This is a genomic window from Coprococcus eutactus, assembly GCF_001404675.1.
Lineage (GTDB): Bacteria > Bacillota > Clostridia > Lachnospirales > Lachnospiraceae > Coprococcus > Coprococcus aceti.
This window is the reverse complement of record NZ_CYXU01000011.1, coordinates 19079-34982: the sequence shown is the minus strand read 5'-3', so window position 1 is coordinate 34982 and position 15904 is coordinate 19079. Positions and strand designations below refer to the sequence as shown.

General features: G+C 38.8%; 19 protein-coding genes, 1 tRNA gene and 2 pseudogenes. 19 read left to right on the top strand and 3 right to left on the bottom strand.

The features are described 5' to 3' along the window. The first annotated feature begins 50 nt into the window (after positions 1 to 50). The 7 genes and pseudogenes from ARA78_RS13340 to ARA78_RS13315 all read left to right on the top strand — a co-directional run bounded on the left by ARA78_RS13340 (position 51) and on the right by ARA78_RS13315 (position 4116). Positions 51 to 121: transfer RNA gene (locus ARA78_RS13340), tRNA-Trp, on the top strand. A gap of 220 nt (positions 122 to 341) precedes the next feature. Next, positions 342 to 554, top strand: coding sequence for a helix-turn-helix domain-containing protein (locus tag ARA78_RS13335; protein WP_004853489.1), 213 nt, complete (start codon positions 342 to 344; stop codon positions 552 to 554). A 3-nt stretch (positions 555 to 557) separates the two neighbouring features. Continuing rightward, the gene (locus tag ARA78_RS13330; RefSeq protein ID WP_055273971.1) at positions 558 to 1838 is read left to right on the top strand and encodes a type II toxin-antitoxin system HipA family toxin; all 1281 of its coding nucleotides are present in this window, start codon (positions 558 to 560) and stop codon (positions 1836 to 1838) included. Between the two features lie 174 nt (positions 1839 to 2012). Then, positions 2013 to 2285 (top strand): annotated as a pseudogene (locus tag ARA78_RS13325) (LacI family DNA-binding transcriptional regulator); the annotation flags it as partial. Positions 2286 to 2309: 24 nt separating this feature from the next. Beyond that, positions 2310 to 2429 carry a DUF2716 domain-containing protein gene (locus tag ARA78_RS13785; protein WP_082419795.1) on the top strand — a complete coding sequence of 40 codons (120 nt, stop codon included), beginning with the start codon at positions 2310 to 2312 and terminating at the stop codon, positions 2427 to 2429. A gap of 4 nt (positions 2430 to 2433) precedes the next feature. Continuing rightward, the gene (locus ARA78_RS13320) at positions 2434 to 3312 is read left to right on the top strand and encodes a LysR family transcriptional regulator (RefSeq protein WP_055273975.1); all 879 of its coding nucleotides are present in this window, start codon (positions 2434 to 2436) and stop codon (positions 3310 to 3312) included. 204 nt (positions 3313 to 3516) lie between these two features. Continuing rightward, positions 3517 to 4116: a YczE/YyaS/YitT family protein gene (locus ARA78_RS13315; RefSeq protein ID WP_055280729.1), complete on the top strand. Its 600-nt coding sequence runs from the start codon at positions 3517 to 3519 to the stop codon at positions 4114 to 4116. A gap of 62 nt (positions 4117 to 4178) precedes the next feature. On the opposite strand, the gene ARA78_RS13965 is transcribed toward ARA78_RS13315, so the two are convergent. Continuing rightward, entirely contained in the window at positions 4179 to 4382 is a 204-nt protein-coding gene (locus ARA78_RS13965; RefSeq protein ID WP_156329494.1) for a cupin domain-containing protein, read from the bottom strand. A 36-nt stretch (positions 4383 to 4418) separates the two neighbouring features. On the opposite strand from ARA78_RS13965, the gene ARA78_RS13310 reads away from it, so the two are divergent. Next, positions 4419 to 4694, top strand: a complete 276-nt coding sequence (locus tag ARA78_RS13310) for a hypothetical protein (protein ID WP_330376015.1) — start codon at positions 4419 to 4421, stop codon at positions 4692 to 4694. Positions 4695 to 5257: 563 nt separating this feature from the next. Here the strand turns inward: ARA78_RS13310 and ARA78_RS13305 are convergent. Together ARA78_RS13305 and ARA78_RS14655 are read right to left on the bottom strand one after the other, a co-directional pair. After that, a complete protein-coding gene (locus ARA78_RS13305; protein ID WP_055280727.1) occupies positions 5258 to 6052 on the bottom strand; it encodes a hypothetical protein in 795 nt (264 codons plus the stop codon). Positions 6053 to 6206: 154 nt separating this feature from the next. Continuing rightward, positions 6207 to 6347 carry a hypothetical protein gene (locus tag ARA78_RS14655; protein WP_242849727.1) on the bottom strand — a complete coding sequence of 47 codons (141 nt, stop codon included), beginning with the start codon at positions 6345 to 6347 and terminating at the stop codon, positions 6207 to 6209. Between the two features lie 207 nt (positions 6348 to 6554). Between ARA78_RS14655 and ARA78_RS14620 the strand changes: the two are divergent. The 11 genes and pseudogenes from ARA78_RS14620 to ARA78_RS13250 form a co-directional block, all read left to right on the top strand. Beyond that, a pseudogene (locus ARA78_RS14620) lies at positions 6555 to 6720 on the top strand (transcriptional repressor); the annotation flags it as partial. A gap of 7 nt (positions 6721 to 6727) precedes the next feature. After that, on the top strand, positions 6728 to 7270 hold the full coding sequence (gene rbr, locus ARA78_RS13300) for a rubrerythrin (protein ID WP_044998372.1): 543 nt from the start codon (positions 6728 to 6730) through the stop codon (positions 7268 to 7270). Between the two features lie 27 nt (positions 7271 to 7297). Continuing rightward, entirely contained in the window at positions 7298 to 8242 is a 945-nt protein-coding gene (locus ARA78_RS13295; RefSeq protein WP_021739968.1) for an L-lactate dehydrogenase, read from the top strand. A 27-nt stretch (positions 8243 to 8269) separates the two neighbouring features. Then, positions 8270 to 8644, top strand: a complete 375-nt coding sequence (locus ARA78_RS13290; RefSeq protein ID WP_055280725.1) for a desulfoferrodoxin family protein — start codon at positions 8270 to 8272, stop codon at positions 8642 to 8644. Between the two features lie 542 nt (positions 8645 to 9186). Continuing rightward, positions 9187 to 9432, top strand: coding sequence for a hypothetical protein (locus ARA78_RS13280; RefSeq protein ID WP_044998373.1), 246 nt, complete (start codon positions 9187 to 9189; stop codon positions 9430 to 9432). Positions 9433 to 9450: 18 nt separating this feature from the next. Next, a complete protein-coding gene (locus ARA78_RS13275) occupies positions 9451 to 10233 on the top strand; it encodes a ParA family protein (protein ID WP_008400179.1) in 783 nt (260 codons plus the stop codon). Further along, positions 10226 to 11131 (top strand): ParB/RepB/Spo0J family partition protein, encoded by a 906-nt coding sequence (locus tag ARA78_RS13270; RefSeq protein WP_055280723.1) that lies wholly within the window; start codon positions 10226 to 10228, stop codon positions 11129 to 11131. Before ARA78_RS13275 ends, ARA78_RS13270 begins: the two co-directional genes overlap by 8 nt. Next, the gene (locus ARA78_RS13265; RefSeq protein ID WP_055280721.1) at positions 11128 to 12243 is read left to right on the top strand and encodes a DUF6017 domain-containing protein; all 1116 of its coding nucleotides are present in this window, start codon (positions 11128 to 11130) and stop codon (positions 12241 to 12243) included. The genes ARA78_RS13270 and ARA78_RS13265 overlap by 4 nt, the downstream gene beginning before the upstream one ends. Positions 12244 to 12493: 250 nt before the next feature. Beyond that, positions 12494 to 14458 carry a hypothetical protein gene (locus tag ARA78_RS13260; protein WP_055280719.1) on the top strand — a complete coding sequence of 655 codons (1965 nt, stop codon included), beginning with the start codon at positions 12494 to 12496 and terminating at the stop codon, positions 14456 to 14458. Then, positions 14449 to 15063, top strand: coding sequence for an ATP-binding cassette domain-containing protein (locus tag ARA78_RS13255; RefSeq protein WP_082418104.1), 615 nt, complete (start codon positions 14449 to 14451; stop codon positions 15061 to 15063). The genes ARA78_RS13260 and ARA78_RS13255 overlap by 10 nt, the downstream gene beginning before the upstream one ends. A gap of 345 nt (positions 15064 to 15408) precedes the next feature. Then, positions 15409 to 15816: a hypothetical protein gene (locus tag ARA78_RS13250; protein ID WP_055147668.1), complete on the top strand. Its 408-nt coding sequence runs from the start codon at positions 15409 to 15411 to the stop codon at positions 15814 to 15816. Positions 15817 to 15904: the final 88 nt, after the last annotated feature.

The following is a 15904-nucleotide window of genomic DNA, read 5'->3' as shown; positions in this document are numbered from 1 at the left end:
GTACCGGGAAAATTTAACGCTGCAGCAGGTGTTAAATTTTTTCTGTATATAGGGGATTGGTCAAATGGTATGATAGGAGTCTCCAAAACTTTTGGTGGGAGTTCGATTCTCTCATCCCCTGTTTGATATGCGTCAGAAACCTTGAATTTACAAGGCTTCTGGCGTTTTTATTTATATAAGAAAAGTTGACTTAGCCGTACGGCTTATTGTATAATCAGAACTATACAAAATTAGCCGTACGGCTTATTTGCAAAACGTATATATATAATTTAGCCGTACGACCATATGATGCGTATGAAGTTATGTGTTGATAATTTGATATAGAAAGACGAGGAATATGTATGAAAATAATAGATTCAAAATCTTTGGGTGAGGCAATCAGAATAAGAAGAAAAGAACTGAAATATACTCAGGCTTATATAGCAGAATTTACAGGATTTAGTGTAAGTTTTATTTCGGATTTGGAAAGAGGTAAGGCTACAGCAGAAATCGGAAAGGCAATTACAATTATCAATTTACTGGGAATGGATATTCTCGTAGAAAAGAGAGGTTAGAATATGAGAAATTTGGGGGTTTGGATAGAGATTGGTGGCTTGCAGACATATGTAGGTCGTATAATTGGAGAAAAAGAAGAAGATGCTAGATTCTCATATGCAGAAGAGTATTTATCTAGTAACATAGCCAGACCGATATCAATTCATTTGCCATTATCTGAAAATGCATTTTCCGTTGATGATACAAGGAATTTTTTTGAAGGTTTGTTACCTGAAGGATTTACCAGAAGATGTGTGGCTGGGTTATTGCATACAGACGCAAATAATTATCTGTCATTATTAGCCGGGTTAGGTAATGAGTGTCTGGGAGCAATAAAAATTACAGATGAGAATAACGAAGTAGTAAATGCAGATTATCAGAAATTGACAATTGATGAGGTTAGTCAGTTGGCAAGAGAAGGAGCAATGGAGACTGCGGAGTTAGTCACAAAGTCACATTTGTCACTTACAGGAGCATCTGGAAAGGTTGGGTTATATTATGATGAAAATAATAAAGATTGGTATTTACCCAAAGGGTCAGCGCCAAGTACACATATAGTAAAGCAGAGTCATGTAAGGCTTGACGGAATAGTTACAAATGAGCAGTTGTGTATGATGACGGCAGGAAATATGGGAATAGAGATTCCTGAAAGTTTTATAGTCAATGTCGGAGATGGCAGAGATGAGGAAGTTTTGCTAGCAACTAAAAGATATGATCGTGCAATAAAGGACGGATTAAAAAAAATCAATGGGTTAAGTGTTCCGTACAGGTTACATCAGGAAGATTTCTCTCAAGCGATGGGAATTTCGGCGCATAACAAATATGAGAGTGATAATGCCGGATATTTAAAAATGATGTTTGAGATCATAAGACAGAAATCGTTCAACCCGATAGCAGATCAATTGAAAATGTGGGATATATGTATATTCAATTACCTAATAGGCAATACAGATAATCATATCAAAAATGTTTCATTGCTTTATGATGAAGAGTTGAAAACAGTATGCTTGGCACCGGCATATGACATATTGAGTACGGTAATATATACAAGCAGTACCAGAGATATGGCATTTAGTATTGGGAATGAGTATGATATTAAAAAGATCACCAGAGATTCATTTAGAAGAGAAGCGGCTAACATTGGACTAGGAGAGCAAATGGCTATGAAGCGGTTTGATTATTTGGCAAATGCTTTTCCGGATGCGCTGAATAAAGCATGTGATGAATTACTGGGCAAGGGATTTAACAAGGCGATTGATATTTATGAGAGAATTAGGGACAAGAGGAGAGAGTTTATTTCATAAGAAATACAAGATCAATGACTAATGCTTGGACTATGCAAGAAGGGACAGAACGTTTTAGTAAAATACGACAAAAACATAATAAGGATTTTGTTATGGGTTATGCGCTTAACCTTTGTAAAAATCAGATTTTGATTGTACCATGTAATTATAAATTCAGGTAAAGAGGGTATGGATATGATACATAACAGGATTAGGATTGTGGATGTCGCAGATGCACTAGGACTTAGTACCGCAACTGTCTCAAAAGTGATTCATGGAAATACAGAAAAGATTTCAGATGAAACAGTAAAACGTGTTCAGCAGGAGCTTGAAAGGACAGGATATATCCCGAATATGGCAGGCATTCTGCTTGCGAGAAACAACTCAAAAATCATTGGAGTGGTGGTGAATGACCATGTGAAGTATGAAGGGAGGGTTTTAGAAGATGGATTCGTGATGGCATCACTGGCGAATGGATTATAATTCTCGCCAATGGAAGATATTTCAATGAATTGTGGAATCTTCGGTCATCCCTGGCGAAATGAAATTATAGTAATGGGAAAAGAACTGATTAAAAGGTTTGAAAAAAACAAGGGAAGATTAGGACTTTAATGATATGGAATTAAGACTATTACGCTATTTTCTGACAGTAGCAAAGGAACAGAGCTTTACAAAAGCAGCAGAACAATTGCATATTACCCAGCCAACGCTTTCAAGACAAATGGCGGCATTTGAAGAGGAGCTTGGAGTAACATTATTTATTCGTAGGGGGAAGAGAAGTTCACTTACTGATGAGGGAATTCTATTAAAAAGGCGAGCCTTGGAGATTCTTAATCTTGAGGAAGTAACACTAGAGGAACTTAAAGGGAAAGAAACGGTAGTAGAGGGCACTATAACCATTGGATGCGGTGAATTTGCGGCAATGGAGACATTGGCGAAGATATGTAAAACGTACAAAGAAAAATATCCGCTGGTTCAGATTGCATTGCATACTGCAACAGCAGATGCAGTGTATGAGATGATGAGCAAAGGACTTGTAGACATTGCATTGTTCTTGGAGCCAGTGGACACCGAAGGTTTGGATTATATCCGGATTACGGATTGTGATCACTGGTGTGTTGGAATGCGGCCAGATGATCCGCTGGCCAAAAAAGAGTTTATAAAAAAGGAAGATCTCATAGGAAAACCATTGATCCTGCCCGAAAGAGAAAATGTTCAAAGTGAACTCGCCAATTGGTTTGGAAAAGACTTTTCGAAACTGCAGATTGCTTTTACGAGTAATCTTGGAACCAATGCCGGAGTCATGGCAGCAAATGGATTGGGGTATCCGATATCAATCGAAGGTGCTGCAAAGTATTGGAGAGATGACATTCTTGTACAACGAAAAATTTTTCCTGAAATTACGACAAGTACTGTGATTGCCTGGAGACGAAACATTCCATATTCCATGGCGGTCAGTAAGATGATAGAAGAAATAAATGCTTTTCAGGCATAGGAGAGAATTTAATTGACAAGACTCTTGAATTTGTATCTAGGTGGTAGGGGATGAAATACCAGTTATTGACAAAAAGTTGTAAATGATCTAATATAGCAACAATTAAAAAGCGCTTGTCTCGGCATGTAAGAAGACTATAGATTTTGCTGTTTCTGAACACAACAGTTTTATCTATAGTCTTTTTATTTGGCTATAGGAGGTTGTATGAGTAAAAGAGAGTGGATAAAGAAGATAGCTGTTATAATAATTGGTTCAGTCATTGCCGCATATGGTATAACCCTGGCATTGTATGCCGGATTTGGTGGTGCGACGCTTGCGGTATTATGGCAGGGAATATCCGGTACGTTTCATGTGAGTATCGGGGCAGCGTCGTTTATCGTGGCGGTGATTATGATCTTGTTTGTTCTCATATATGACAGATCGCAGATACATATAGGAACGATACTTTACCAGATCGTTTACAGCTTGTGTGTTGATCTGTTTGCGCAAATGCATGTCTACAGCAAATACATGTGGCTCAATATGTTGATCATGCTCGTCGGAATTGTGTTGTTTGCGGTGGGAACAGGGCTGTATGCGGCAGCAAACCTTGGGCGTGGTTCATATGAGGCCGTGACATTTGCGCTTGCTGAGAAGAATCACTGGCAGGTGAAGAAAGTCAGAATGATACTTGATGCTACCATGGTTGTGATAGGTGTGATTCTTGGGGGAAAGTTTGGTGTGTGTACGGTTGTTACTGTGATTGTATCGGGGCCGATAATTCAGTTTACTGTTGGGAGAGCAAAGAGAATCATAAAACGCTAGATCGGTCATGGACATAGAAGAGTTTCTAAGCATAGCACATCCTTTTTCAAGGCGATAGTTGTTCAGGTATTGCATGGGTGATACCGACAGGTATCTCTGGAAAAGAGATGTGCATTTTGTTTTGCAGTAGCTTCCCCGGTCTGCATGTCAATGCTCTGTCCATTTATGTCATATGTCATCTGGCCATCCATCATCATAATAAACTCAACATCGTCATGCCAGTGGCTGACACCTCTGTAGTCGGGATAGAGGGATAGCTGTTCCATCCTTATGTAGGCTGGAAATTGCAGAAGCTAAACTTCATGGAACGCTCGGATTTTAACGGCAGATCAGAGGTTGTAAAGGAGCTGTTTGGCAAGTCTGATGGAGCTTGTGTCACCCCACCATTTTACTGCGATTACGGTTCATATATAGAAGTGGGCAAGAACTTCTTTGCAAATTATAACTGTACAATCCTTGATGTTGCAAAGGTGGCCATAGGTGACAATTGTTTCATGGCGCCAAATGTAGAGATATACACAGCGGGTCATCCGATATATCCAGATGGAATCCCAGAAGATGTTTTTGGAATAAAATAAATAACGAAAAAAGATTCAAATTGATGATATAGGATATAGAGTGATCGGATTATCACACGGAGTTAAACCACCATTTGTATCGCTAGAAATAGAAAAGACAGAGAAAAATCTAAAAGAAAAAATTTCTTACGATGGTTTGAAGCAAAAGTTAAATGGGGGTAGCCAAAAACATAGGAATTAAACCACTTTTGAGCGTATATGAGTGTATATAAAAACATAGTGATTTTAAATTACAGGTTCATTGAATTTCGCTGGGGGTCAGCGCATAATGAGAACAACGTGGACTGACACGATTCAATCCGAGGTTACATCGCTTGTGACCTATCCTGTTGCGAAAGATACAGGACGCTGGCAGGCAGCGAAAAACCTTGCTCCAATGCCGAACGTAAGGGTCGGTCTCGTTGTTCGGACAACAGAAAAATCAGTCACTAGAGGGTGGGAGTATTGCTGAGGCAATTCACCATCCTCTTAAATTTTGTGTAAATTGATCGTTGTACTGTCATTTGCAGGGGCGGTCCATATGATTATGAAGAAGTAGGGATTATTTGAATATTATACGAGGACTATAAAGTGTGATTTATGCCGCACACCCTGCAGACCTCATGAACCCAGCGATCGGCGTCAAGCAGTAGTTCTTCGTGCTGCAGATCAAATTCACAGATATCCGGATCGGCGAAACACTTCCTGTAACGCTCAAGATATTTCTCCCCCATTTTCTTGGCGTAGAATACGTGGATAGTCGTTCCGGGTACGTTTATGTGTTCTCCAACGCTTGTGTACAGGTCGGTGCAGAACTGATTCTTCATGGACTCCTTGGATATGAATGAAAAGTCTATTCCACTTCCTTTGCCCATGATCTCCATGAATTTCTTCATATATTCAGAACTGTCATTTCCTTCGTTCATTTTCTTCTCAAATACTTTTTTCAGAATACCGCTTTCCTTGCCGGTGATAAAAGGATAGAACATAGGCATCATGATGGCTGTCTCAAGCTTTGCCAGCCACTTTGGCGCCTGATCCATGTCGCTGGAACCAATGATCCCATGATCTATATGTATATTCTGACGCCCGATCAGGAGAGAGACAAATGAACCTCCGAGGGAACAGCCGTATGCTGCAAACAGCTTTCCGTCAAGCTTATCTTTGATGTAGTTCTCAACCTTCAGAACTTCGTCAAGCTCTGAAATAAATGTAGAATTCTCCGTATCGTCAAATTCACTGTAGCTGACAACCAGAGTATGAAAGTGCTCCTGAAGCCCATCAAGAACGTGTCCAAAGTTGGTTTTCCAATAGCAGCAGGTGCCAGGAAAGAGCATGATGCTCGGTTTATTTTTATCCCCGAATTCGTAAATTTTCATAAAAATATTCTCCCAATTGTTTGTTAATGTGCTAAAATCAAGCACGTTAGACATACCTAACTAATGCAGATACTAGCACTGGCGAAAGCGACTGTCAATGTAAGTTCCTAATTGTCCCATATCTCCGGAATCAATGCCCTTGTCTTGACTTCAATTAAAACATAACGGTGTTTTTGTATGTTGTAGAACAGCATATCAATAAATTTTTTAGCATCTCCGACAAAAAAGGGTATTCTTTGCTGACAAAAGCAAATTCACGATCTAATTCAAGAAGAATTTTTTGGGAATTATCCATGATTGCATCTTTCAATTCTTTTTCATCATACCCTTCTCTGAGATTAAGAAAATGCAAAGAGGAAAGTCAGAGAATGAGAATTATTACTATTTTCTTGACAATAAAATAAAAACAGAATATAATCCTTATTAAGAACTAATCCCAATAACAAGTGTCGACAAGCAGGAGAAATGCCATTCAAAAAAATCTTGATATATTGGTAGAGAAAGGTGCGTAAAGTGCAGTGAGATTTTTGCTGCGGATATGGATGAAATTACCGAATTTGCTGGAAAAAATTCGTAACATTCATGGAATTGAATTTTTGGATTATGATATTTCATTTAAAGGAATTTGCCCGAAATGCAGGGAGAAAAATAGTAAAGAAAACGGAGGTAAAAGAGATGGCAGTAAACAAATATGCAGGAACACAGACAGAGAAGAATTTACAGGAGGCATTTGCAGGAGAGTCTCAGGCGAGAAATAAGTATACCTATTTTGCTTCTGTAGCGAAAAAGGAAGGCTATGAGCAGATGTCTGCATTATTTTTAAAGACCGCAGATAATGAGAAAGAACATGCAAAGATGTGGTTCAAGGAATTAGCAGGAATTGGTGATACAAAGAAAAATCTGGCGGCAGCTGCAGAAGGCGAGAATTATGAGTGGACAGATATGTATGAAGGCTTTGCGAAAACAGCCGAAGAAGAAGGTTTCCCTGAGCTTGCAGCAAAATTCAGAGCAGTAGGAGAAATTGAGAAGCATCATGAGGAGAGATATCGTGCACTTCTTAAGAATATTGAAACTGCACAGGTATTTGAAAAGAGTGAAGTTAAGGTATGGGAATGCCGTAACTGCGGACATATCGTGGTAGGAACAAAGGCTCCTGAGGTATGTCCAGTATGTAATCATCCACAGAGCTATTTTGAAGTACATGAAGAGAATTATTAAGGAGATGAGATTATTACGAAAAAGCAAGTGATTAATTCAAAAAAAGCAGTAATGATAGGCTGTGGTTTTGTCGGTTCTGCGTCAGTCTTTGCTTTAATGCAGAGTGGCTTGTTTACAGAGATTGTCCTTATCGATGCAGATAAGAACAAGGCAGAAGGAGAAGCGATGGATATCAGTCATGGTATTCCATTTGCGAGTCCGATGAAAATATATGCCGGAGATTATGATGATGTGGCTGATGCTGCAATTGTTGTCATATCTGCCGGAGCGGGACAGAAACCGGGAGAGACAAGGCTTGATCTCGTAAATAAAAATGTAGCAATATTTAAGTCAATCATTCCTGAAATAGCAAAGAGAAATTTTGCAGGTATCATGCTTGTAGTTGCGAATCCGGTAGATATCCTGACTCAGGTAGCCATAAAGTTATCAGGACTTCCAGAAAACAGGGTTATTGGATCGGGTACTGTGTTAGATAGTGCCAGATTAAGATATAAGCTTGGTGAGCATTTATCTGTGGACAGCAGGAGTGTTCATGCATTTATAGTAGGTGAGCATGGAGACAGCGAAGTTGTAGCATGGTCATCAGCCAATGTATCTGGTGTTCCATTAAGTGAAATGTGTGAAATGCGTGGACATTACAAGCACAAGGAAAACACGGCAGAAATAGCTACAGCAGTCAAGAACAGTGCTTATGAGATTATAAACAAAAAGCACGCTACATATTATGGAATTGCAATGTCTGTAAAAAGAATCTGCGAAGTGATTATGAGAGATGAAAAATCAATACTTCCTGTATCACACATGATTCATGGAGTATATGATATTGACGGAGTATCGTTAAGTATGCCAGCTATTGTAGGTGCAGATGGTATTGAGTCTGATATACCTATTAATTTAAGTGGCGAGGAAGCGTTAAAGCTTAAGGAATCTGCAGATTCATTGAAAAAGATTATGGAGACAATTGAATTATAAATTTTACACATGGAAGGAGAAAAAGGCATGGAAGTAAAGTATTATATATGTAAGCATTGTGGAAACATTGTTGAAAAGGTAAAGGATAAGGGTGTACCTGTAATTTGTTGCGGAGAACCTATGCAGGAATTAAAAGCCGGAGTGACAGATGCTGCTGTCGAGAAGCATGTACCTGTATATACTATAGAAGACAGTCATGTTCATGTCGTGGTCGGAGAGACAAAACATCCAATGCTTGAAGAGCATTTCATTGAGTGGATTACATTAAATACAAACCAGGGAATATACAGAAAACAGTTAAATCCAGGGCAGGAGCCGGTAGCAGATTTTTGCCTTTGCGATGGTGAACAGGTAGAAGAAGTATATGCATATTGTAACCTGCATGGATTATGGAAATGCTAAAATATCAGTAAGCTATCAAATTTATTAGTAACTCATAAATTTGCTGATATCTTACCAGATGGGAGCAGATATAATATCATGGGTGCATCAAAAACAAAGGAGATGTGCTTATGCTTACAGAATCAGTGATAAAATTATTAAAAAATGAAATGTGGGATCTTGCCACATGCTCAGATGGTTAGCCGAATGTTGTGCCTGTTGCATTCAAGGATGTGACAGAGTATGGCAAGCTTGTGGTTGGTGATGTGTTCCTTGAGACAACTCTTGTGGAGACTATAATAGGGCTACGTCGTACAGATTCGTGAAAATCCTTGAATTTACGCACTTTTGCAGCTTTTTCAATTTCGGCAGAACCGATGTGAAAAGGCATAAAAAGCAGATAGTGGACAGAATTCATGTCGTTGTCGGCTATAGAGTCGACACGAGGGACACAATATTCTTTGATGAATAAAAGTGAATAAAATAGCCAATTTGGCAGGGATATTTAATTACAAATATTGAATATCCCTGCCTTTTATTTTTCTATTCAAGGAGGTGTCTATATGTTAAAGATAAGGCTTCAAGGGACAAAAAATGACATACGTTGGTTTGTACGTTTACTTCAGAGAGATAAACGATTTGAAGTAAATAATGTTTCGACTTTTTTCGATAATGTTGGAACAGATAAATATAAACGTGTGTATGCAGAAGTATCAAGAAAGAAAAAGGATTCTGGTAAGAAACCAAGTAACGTTATGCAGGTAGAAGAAAAATGTCACTATGTAGGAAGTGGCATGGTGATTCGATAGGAATGGAGGTACAACGGTATGTGTAAAGTAATAGCAATCGTGAATCAAAAAGGTGGCGTAGCAAAGACTACGACAACAGTGAACTTAGGTATAGGTTTGGTAAGAGAAGGCAAGAAGGTACTACTTATAGATGCGGATAGTCAGGGATCCCTTTCATCAAGCCTTGGCGTAGCAGAGCCTGATGAGCTTGATGTTACTCTCTCGACGATCATGGGTAAAGTGATCAATGATGAAGATTATGGAAAGCGGGAAGGGGTTATTGTACATGAGGAGGGAGTATCTTTTCTTCCATGCAATATCGAACTTTCCGGACTGGAAGTCACATTGGTAAATACCATGCGGAGAGAGTACATATTGAAAGAGTACATAACAAGTGTGAGAAACTTGTATGACTATATCCTGATTGACTGCAATTCCAGCCTTGGCATGGTGACAATGAATGCCCTGACTGCGGCTGATTCGGTCATCATACCGATAGAAGCAGCGTACCTTTCCGTAAAGGGGTTGCAACAGCTTATCACTACCCTTGGCAGGACAAAGAAATATCTGAATCCGAATCTTGGGATAGAGGGAATCGTTTTCACAAAGATGGTTGGACGTACCAATTACGCAAAGGAAATCAAGTCCATGGTGGAAGAAATCTATGGCAAAAATGTCCGTGTGTTTGGTGCGGTTATCCCACATTCTGTGAGAGCGGCAGAGACTTCCGCAGAGGGTGTGAGTATATTCAAGCATGACCCAAGAGGAAAAGTTGCGGCGGCGTATAAGAAGCTCGCAAAGGAGGTGCTTGCAGATGAATAAATCCAATAGTGCTTCCAAGATAAAGATGAAATCATTTGACGATCTGTTTGGTACAAACGAAAATCTGGAACAGGCAAATGCAAATGGTGGTGAAATCCGAGAAATACCTTTAGCAAGTCTGCATACATTCAGAAATCATCCGTTTCAGATCCATGAAGATAAGCTGGAGGAAATGGTAGAGAGTGTCAGACAGTATGGCGTGCTTGTTCCAGGAATTGCGAGAATGCGACCGCAGGGTGGTTATGAAATTATTGCCGGACACACAAGAAAGGCTGCCTGTGAACTTGCCGGTCTTGATACCATGCCGATGTTCATTCGCAATCTGAATGATGATGAAGCTACCATTGTCATGGTGGACAGTAACATTCAGAGAGAAGATATCTTTCCAAGCGAAAAGGCAAGGGCGTATAGTATGCGTTACTATGCCATGAAACATCAGGGCATTAAGGGAGATAAGGGTAGTAGCCTTGATATCATGAGTGAGGAAACCGGCGAGAACGCAAAGAAGATTCAGCGATATATCAGACTTGCAAAGCTCTCTGATGAACTGCTTGACTTTGTTGACAGGAAAAAGATTGGTTTTATTCAGGGTGTTGATCTTTCGTATCTGAACGAGGAGCAGCAGCAGTGGGTACTCGATATAATACTCGACAGGAATATATTCCCTAATATAGAGCAGTCGGCAAGACTAAAGGCATCCTGCCGGGAAAATATGCTTACGCAGGAAGAAGTGAGGAACATCATGCTTCCGGAACAGGTGTCGGTAAAGCCAAGAAAAGTAACATTCAAAGCAGACAGATTGGATGACTACTTTAATGATGAATACACAGAAGAGAAGATTACAGAGGTTATAATAAGTCTTTTAGATGAATGGAAGAAAAGAGGTGAGAAGGCATGACAAACATCGTAAATACTGGTAATGCGTCGGTGGATGCGCTGGCAGAAATGAACATCAGTGGAAATGTTACACCGGTAAATTGGTATAAAACAATTTTGCGTGAAAATGGCAAGCCATACCTTCTCGCTATCTGTGTGTTGTCGGAAATCGTGTATTGGTATCGTCCTGTGGAAGTACGGGACGAGCATAGCGGCATGACAATTGGTTACAGAAAAAAGTTTCGAGAGGATTTGCTACAGAAAACCTACAATGATTTTGCCGAGCAGTTTGGAGAATCACGGAGAAGTGTGAAGGCAGCGTTTGACAGACTAGAGGAAATCGGTGTGATCCGTCGTGAATTCCGTAACATAGAAACAAATAGCGGAATGGTCTTAAATAATGTCATGTATATTGATCTATGCGTTGATAGACTTTACACATGTACATATCTGGACATACCAGGAGATGACGAAGATGTAGAAAACACAGGGGAAGAAATACAAAAACAGGCTGAAAACCAAGCAAATAAGCCTGTTACAAAATTTTGTACCTCCTCATACAAAACTTTGTATGACCCTCCTACAAAATTTTGTAACACCCCCTACAAAACTTCGTATGACCCTCCTGCAAAATTTTGTAACACCCTCCCACAAAACGATGTACCACCTCATACAAAGTTTTGTAAGACAAATACAGAGAATACTACAGAGAATACGGAGGAGATTACCTATCCTATCATTCCATCAGGCACAGGCGTGAAAACTGATACGATGGATAGGATGGATGAAGTGCGCTCATTTATCAAAGACAATATTGATTATGACGTATTGCTTCAGTGCCATCCTACAGAGAAGATGGACATAAACGAATTGGTGGAGCTGATGGTTGAGACCATAGCGGTTAAACAGCCAGTAATCCGTATCAATAAATATGATTTCCCATATGATGTTGTTCGGAGCAGATTGGAGAAGATAGATTTTCATACGATGGAGTATGTGCTGGAATGCCTTCGCAACAATACTACAAAGGTACGCAACATACGAAGCTATATGCTCACGACACTGTATAATGCTCCGGTAACATGTAGTAATTACTATAAAGCAGAAGTAAACCATGACTTCTATGGTAAGTAACGATTCATAGCTGCTGGAAACAGCAGTTGACTATATATTTTTCACCTTCCCTTCCTTTTGAGGGGCAGGAGGGCACACCTGCCTCTCGTTTTAAGGGGATTGCTGCAAGTATGATTCTTTGATATAATCAATGCAACAGTTTTACAAATCGGAATTTAACAAGAGAATGTGGTTGTATGAAAAAATCCATATTAGTATTTTGGGCAATCGTGTGTCTGTTACCTATTCAAAGGAGGTTTAAGAATTTCAAATGAAACATATAAGAAATATATTGCTGTTGATTACGATTATTTTTGCTTTTGTTATGCAAGCTGAAGTATATCAAAATATGCTCTGGAACTTTAATGGTGCTTATTATTTATCGTCCAGATACACAACTACTAATGACGATATGGATTCATTTTTAGCCAATGCAGAAGATACAGCTGAGAAGCATGGTGTTCATATTTTTTCGACTTTTAATCAGAGAGTTTCTAATTATCAGACAAGACTTTATATTTATGGTGATGATACCGTTGTTCGGGATAGTCTTAAAAGCACGATGGGTATTGAGGAAAAAACATATACGGCTTTAATAGGTGGAATCACCGTAATAGAATTTGAAGATTTTAGAGAAGTAAAAAACACAGGCAATGGACAGGAAATAATGGTCAGCTATATCGGTAATGATGATGACATTATTGCCACATATCAAGATTTGGCAAAAGAATATTCTATATCGCAGCCAGAGTTTTGGCAATCAACCGAAACTGATATGATGTTCATTGTTTGGGGCTTGGTTGCCATATTGATGATTGTACTTAATGTGATTGAGGTGATACGCAGACAAAAGGAAGTAGTTGTACGAGCTTCTCTGGGCGAAAATGCTGCTGTGATTGCTCTAAAAGCTGTAGTGGCTGATATGATTTCATATGCTGCATTATTCGTTTTAGCAAAGTTGCTTGTTTCTCAATTTATATCGGGAGCGTATGAAGATCATCTCATTTTGGCAGTGTATTGTGCCGGAGCAGTTCTTTCCGTAATTCCTTATGCTGCTTTTGTCCGCTTTGATGTAAAAAAAGCCTTTGCCAATGCTTCAGATAAAAAAGGTATGTTTTATCTTCTGAACGGTCTTAAAGTATTTGCTACTGCTATGACAATTTTTACAATAACTACAAATCTCAGTAGCATTCAAGGTAATTTACTTACAAACACGACTCTTTTAGAAAATCATTATAATGATTATTATTTTGGAGTTATGCAGATTGAACCTCCTTTTGAAGAAAATGAGGAGGAATCTACAGAGAGCAAATTTTGGAATGAACTTTACGAAAATGAATACAACACTATAAATCCGGTGGTCTGCATAGGCAGCCGGATAAGCGATACGGATAATTATATTTTTGTAAATCATAATGCCAGAGATATGCTACAAGGGTTTTCTGATATGCTTACTGAAGATGATGAAAAAGAGGATATCGTGGTCTTCGTGCCAAAGGGAAGAAATGCGGAATCATACAAAGATATCGCAAAAGAGGAAATTAGCTCTCTTACCCAAAATGCAGAAGAACTGCGTGTTGTTTATAAAGAATATTCTGGCAGAGAGCAATTTTATTATCTCAATTCGAACAGAGAAGAGGCTATTGACGGATTGTCAAGAGTAACAAATCCGATTGTGATTTATCAGGCAAATGAGGCTGTTGCTTTAAATGGAAGTTATATCGAAACAGGAACATATAATGGTGAGGTAATCTACGGATGCGATGAAAGCACAATTCGTAATGCTGCGAAAAAATATGCAGAACAGCTTGGTTCACACTATTTTATGCTGACGAATGTCGGAGAGGATTACATTTATAGTCATAGTTTCCTTGTAAAATTGATTAGCTTTATAAGCTCTCTTTGCGTATTAGTATTGCTGTTAGATATCGCTATCATCGTATCTGAAGCGAAAATGGAATTTAGACTTAGCTCTATGGAAATCTCCCTCAAAAAGGTTTTAGGTTATAGCTTTTATGAAAGGCACAAAAGATTTATTTCCGTTAATCTCATAGAAAATATAGCCGTTGTGATATTGATTTGCATTGTTTCGATTTTTATATCTAACGCAAGTGTCGGGATTGCTTTACTGATTGGATCATTGCTCACCATTATTGAAATGGCAATCATTTTCACAAATATTATGTGGGTTGAAAAAACAAATATCTCAAAGTCATTGAAGGGAGGATGTTTATGATTATAATTCGTGGCTTAAATAAAGCATTTGGAGAGAAAATAATTTTCTCCAACTTTAATTTGGAAATTCCGGATGGAAGTTTTGTAGTAATCAGCGGGGATAGCGGCAGTGGAAAAAGCACTTTGCTCAATATGATTGGTGGTATCGAAAAGCCGGATAGCGGCAGTATCATAATCGAAGGGCTGAATATTACCCGGCTTAAAAATAAAAACAGTTTTTTTGCGGATACAGTGGGGTTTCTTTTTCAGAATTTTGCACTGCTTGAAAATAAGACAGTTAAAGAAAATTTAAGTTTGATTAAAAAATCAAGCCGAACTAAAGTATCACTTAAAGAAGCTCTTAATCGTGTGGGGTTATCAAAGGAAGTTAACAAAAAAGTTTATCAGCTTTCCGGTGGTGAACAACAGAGAGTTGCTTTAGCTCGTCTTATGATGAAAAAATGTTCTGTTGTTTTGGCAGATGAACCTACTGGCTCACTTGACAAGAAAAATAGAGATATTGTTATGAGGTTATTGCACGAACTCAATGAAGAAGGTAAAACGGTTATCATTGTTACCCACGATCAGAGTATTATTGAAGATGAACCTTATGTTGTGAAAATCTGAGAGTACCTCTTAGAAATGTCTTGATCTACATTTTATGTAATTTGGGTCAGAAGAAAATCCCTTTAGGAACTAAAGGGCGCACTTCTATACTCTCTGTCGAGAGTAGTGCGTCCTGCGGAGCTTCATTCTCTGTCAGCAGAAAAAAGCTGCATGACCGAGAATGTTGCGTCACTTTGTTCCGTCAAGGTGGCTACACCCCCTTGCGCCGCTAAAGCGACTATCCCCTGTGTACTTGCCGTCCGCAAACGGTTTTGACAAACCGTCCGCCGCCAGCAAGTTTGAAAGCGACTAAAATGAATTTTATGGAACAAACAAATCGGTAGTTGACAAAGGAGTTGAGCTGATATGAAAAAGAAAATCATCATATTGCTGTCTGTTGTGATAATTCTTTTGATTGGCATTGTTGTATGGTTTAATATTCCACTCGACTTGATGGACTTAGACCCTAATGAGGTCATGGAAATAGTTGTTTTCAATGGCAATAGCGGAAACGCAACACATATTACCGACAAAGAGCAGATTCAGCATATTGTCGAAAATTTGAATGGCGTCGAAGTAAAGCGGTCAAAGCCATCTTTGGAATATACGGGATATAGTTTCAAAGTTACTATTTATTTGTCTGATGGCAACGAGGCAGGCGATTGGAATAATTTTATTATCAACTCAGATGATACAATTAGAAAAGATCCGTTTTTCTATTCTGTTACAAAGGGAAATATTGATTACAGCTATATTGAAGGTATCGTAGAATAACAAAAATTCAAGTTTGTAGGGAACAACAGCTAAGACAATTTTATAATAAAACAGCGTCAGAGCATTTATGTGTAAAAGCATGAATGCT

Coding starts and splice junctions, on each gene's coding strand:
- ARA78_RS13330 (WP_055273971.1), top strand. CDS start 558: ATGAGAAATTTGGGGGTTTGGATAGAGATTGGTGGCTTGCAGACATAT.
- ARA78_RS13335 (WP_004853489.1), top strand. CDS start 342: ATGAAAATAATAGATTCAAAATCTTTGGGTGAGGCAATCAGAATAAGA.
- ARA78_RS13255 (WP_082418104.1), top strand. CDS start 14,449: ATGTTTATGATTATAATTCGTGGCTTAAATAAAGCATTTGGAGAGAAA.
- ARA78_RS13290 (WP_055280725.1), top strand. CDS start 8,270: ATGGAAGTAAAGTATTATATATGTAAGCATTGTGGAAACATTGTTGAA.
- ARA78_RS13310 (WP_330376015.1), top strand. CDS start 4,419: ATGGAACGCTCGGATTTTAACGGCAGATCAGAGGTTGTAAAGGAGCTG.
- ARA78_RS13250 (WP_055147668.1), top strand. CDS start 15,409: ATGAAAAAGAAAATCATCATATTGCTGTCTGTTGTGATAATTCTTTTG.
- ARA78_RS13275 (WP_008400179.1), top strand. CDS start 9,451: ATGTGTAAAGTAATAGCAATCGTGAATCAAAAAGGTGGCGTAGCAAAG.
- ARA78_RS13315 (WP_055280729.1), top strand. CDS start 3,517: ATGAGTAAAAGAGAGTGGATAAAGAAGATAGCTGTTATAATAATTGGT.
- ARA78_RS13280 (WP_044998373.1), top strand. CDS start 9,187: ATGTTAAAGATAAGGCTTCAAGGGACAAAAAATGACATACGTTGGTTT.
- ARA78_RS13965 (WP_156329494.1), bottom strand. CDS start 4,382: ATGGAACAGCTATCCCTCTATCCCGACTACAGAGGTGTCAGCCACTGG.
- rbr (WP_044998372.1), top strand. CDS start 6,728: ATGGCAGTAAACAAATATGCAGGAACACAGACAGAGAAGAATTTACAG.
- ARA78_RS13260 (WP_055280719.1), top strand. CDS start 12,494: ATGAAACATATAAGAAATATATTGCTGTTGATTACGATTATTTTTGCT.
- ARA78_RS13270 (WP_055280723.1), top strand. CDS start 10,226: ATGAATAAATCCAATAGTGCTTCCAAGATAAAGATGAAATCATTTGAC.
- ARA78_RS13265 (WP_055280721.1), top strand. CDS start 11,128: ATGACAAACATCGTAAATACTGGTAATGCGTCGGTGGATGCGCTGGCA.
- ARA78_RS13320 (WP_055273975.1), top strand. CDS start 2,434: ATGGAATTAAGACTATTACGCTATTTTCTGACAGTAGCAAAGGAACAG.
- ARA78_RS14655 (WP_242849727.1), bottom strand. CDS start 6,347: ATGGATAATTCCCAAAAAATTCTTCTTGAATTAGATCGTGAATTTGCT.
- ARA78_RS13785 (WP_082419795.1), top strand. CDS start 2,310: ATGGAAGATATTTCAATGAATTGTGGAATCTTCGGTCATCCCTGGCGA.
- ARA78_RS13305 (WP_055280727.1), bottom strand. CDS start 6,052: ATGAAAATTTACGAATTCGGGGATAAAAATAAACCGAGCATCATGCTC.